Source organism: Massilia sp. TSP1-1-2, assembly GCF_049896185.1.
Lineage (GTDB): Bacteria > Pseudomonadota > Gammaproteobacteria > Burkholderiales > Burkholderiaceae_D > Telluria_A.
The window spans coordinates 1-1,928 of the sequence record NZ_JAFCTU010000074.1 but is presented as its reverse complement, the minus strand read 5'-3'; the positions used below and the strand labels follow the sequence as shown (position 1 = coordinate 1,928).

At 68.2% G+C, this 1,928-nt stretch carries 1 protein-coding gene; it reads right to left on the bottom strand.

Annotated elements, in window-relative coordinates; all coding sequences use genetic code 11:
• Positions 1 to 1,928, bottom strand: a 1,928-nt coding sequence (locus ACP7BV_RS26805) for a non-ribosomal peptide synthetase (protein ID WP_426107944.1), incomplete at both ends; no start/stop codon positions are given.

Below are 1,928 nucleotides of genomic sequence, written 5' to 3'. Positions count from 1 at the left end.
GGATGCTCGCGCAGCGCGCTTTCAATTTCGCCCAGCTCCACCCGGTGCCCGCGCACCTTGACCTGCTGGTCCAGCCGTCCCATGAATTCCAGCTGCCCGTCGGCGCGCCAGCGCGCCCGGTCACCGGTGCGGTACAGCCGCGCACCTGGGTGCGGCCCGAACGCGTCGGGCACGAAACGCTCGGCTGTCAGCGCGCTCTGGCCCAGGTAGCCCCAGGCCAGGCCCGCGCCGCCCAGGTAAAGTTCACCGGCCACGCCCAGCGCGACCGGCTCGCCATCAACGTCCAGCACATAGGCGCGGGTGTTGGCGATCGGCCTGCCGATCGGCACCGTGGCCGCGTCCGGCGCCAGCAGCGCCGTGTCAAAGGTACAGGCAAAGGTGGTGGTTTCGGTCGGCCCGTAGCCGTTGACCAGCCGGCAGTCGGGCAGCAGTTGGCGCGCCTTGCGCACCACGGCTGCCGACAGCGCGTCGCCACCGGCGATGAGCTGCCTCACGCCTTGCAGATAGTGCGCGCCTTCCTCGATCATCAGGTGAAACAGCGGCGCGGTCAGCCACAGAGTGGACACGTCATGCCGGCGCACCAGTTCTCCCAGTTCGGCCAGCGACTGGCGGCCCGCGCCAGCCAATATCAGCCGGGCGCCATGCGCAAGCGCGCCCCACAGCTCAAAGGTCGAAGCGTCAAAGCTGACAGGTGCAGCGGCCAGCATCACCTGCTGCGCGCCAAAGGCGATGTAGTCGGTCGCCGTGACGAGGCGCAGCACGCCCCGGTGCGTCACCGCCACGCCCTTGGGCTGGCCGCTAGAACCAGAGGTATAGATCACATAGGCCAGGGCCTGCGCCGGAACTGCTTCTCCCAGAGGCGCAGAAGACTCGGCCAGCACCTGCTCGGTGCACTCGTCGAGCAGCACTTCGCGGCAGTCGGGCAAGCTGGCGGCGGCCATCTGGCCGGCCCATGCGCGCTCGGTCAGCAGCAGGCCGGCCTGCGAATCAGCCAGCATGTGGCGCAGGCGTTCGGCCGGATAGCTGCCGTCCAGCGGCACATAGGCCGCCCCGGCCTTGAGGATCGCCAGCAGCGCCACGACCTGTAGCGGCGAACGCTCCAGGCAAACCGCCACCCGCGCTCCCGGCTTGACGCCGCTGCTGCGCAGGTAGCGCGCCAGGCGGTTGGCCTGTGCATCAAGTTCGCCGTAGCTGATTTTTTGGGTGCCTTGTTCCAGCGCCACTGCGTCGGGGCGCAGGCGCGCCTGGCGTTCCACCAGCGCGTGCACGCTGGCGTCGGCCTCGTACGCCGTGTCGGTGTCGTTCCAGCCAAGCAGCAGCTGCGCGCGCGCGGCGCCATGCTCGCGGCCCAGCTGCGAAAGGCGCGCCTGCGGCGTGCGCACCACTTCGGCCAGCAAGCCTTGCATGGCCGCTACCAGGCGCTCGATGGTGGCGGCGTCGAACAGGTCGCTGCTGTATTCCACCTCGCCCGTCAGCCCCTGCGCCTCTTCCCACATGAACAGCGTCAGGTCGAACTTGGCGCTGCCGCTGCGAACTTCCAGTCGTTCCAGCTCCAGGCCGGGCAGCGTCAGATTGCCCAGCGGGGCATTCTGCAATGCAAACATGACGCGAAACAGCGGCGTGTAGTTTGCTTCGCGGTGCGGCTGCAATTCTTCCACCAGCCGCTCGAACGGCAGATCCTGGTGCGCAAAGGCCTGCAGCGCGCCTTCGCGCACCCGCTGCACCAGCTGTTCAAAGCTTGGGTCGCCGCCGAGCTCGGTGCGCAGCACCAGCGTGTTGACAAAAAAGCCGATCAATTCTTCAATTTCGCGCCGGTTGCGGTTCGCAATCGGCGAGCCGACCACCACGTCCTGCTGCCCGCTCCAGCGCATCAGCAATACCTTGAACGCGGCCAGCAGCACCATGAACAGCGTGCCCGAGCCGGCCCT